Origin of the sequence: Collinsella sp. AM12-1, from assembly GCF_003472325.1 — a bacterium.
Taxonomy (GTDB): domain Bacteria; phylum Actinomycetota; class Coriobacteriia; order Coriobacteriales; family Coriobacteriaceae; genus Collinsella.
Genome location: NZ_QRLS01000048.1, coordinates 1 through 687, shown reverse-complemented (window position 1 = coordinate 687; position 687 = coordinate 1). Strand labels below are relative to the sequence as shown.

The following is a 687-nucleotide window of genomic DNA, read 5'->3' as shown; positions in this document are numbered from 1 at the left end:
CCGGAGCTCTGGCCGGGTCGCTCTCGGCGGGTGCGCCACGGCATAGTGGTAGCTCGACGGCGCGAGCCGCGCGGCCGCGAGCAGGTCGCATAGGCGGTGGTGCCCTGAAAGGGAGGCTACGACCTGGGCTTTCTCCCAGTTCGAGAGCTCTTCTCCGCTTTCAGGGCTATCGATTTTTTTAGATACGCCACCTGGGCCTCGAGTTTGCGCACGCGCTCCTCGAGCTCCCGCTCGCGCGTCCGCCCCCCGGGGCCCTCCGGCCTGCCGCGGCGTCCCGGCTCGAGCGCCTCCGGCCCGCCCTCGCGGTACAGCCTGCACCAGCGGTCGAGCGATGTGGCGGCGGCGATGCCGAAGCGGGCCATCGCCTCCGACCGCGGCATCCCCTCGTCCACGACGGCCCTCGCGACGGCGAGCTTGGTCTCCATGTCGTAGGTCCTGCGGCTCTCGCCCATCCCGATCAGCCCCTTCCTCCCGGTTGCCCGGTACGCGTAGAGCCATTTTCTCACCGCCGGGGCGGGAACGTCGAGCATCTTGGCCGCGAGTTCGAAGCCGAGGCCGGCCTCGAACAGGTCGGCGGCGCGTGCCCTCATCTCGCGACCGTATCTTGCCTTCTTCCTGCGGGGCATTTCCGATGCCTCCCTTTTCTCGAACCTTAATTTCAAAGTCCAAGAAATGGGATGCAGTTCA

The 687-nt window shown here is 67.7% G+C and carries 1 protein-coding gene; it reads right to left on the bottom strand.

The window, feature by feature from the left end:
* Positions 1–116: 116 nt before the first annotated feature.
* Positions 117–687, bottom strand: a 571-nt coding sequence (locus tag DW136_RS09825; RefSeq protein WP_369831845.1) for a transposase, incomplete at its 5' end; no start/stop codon positions are given.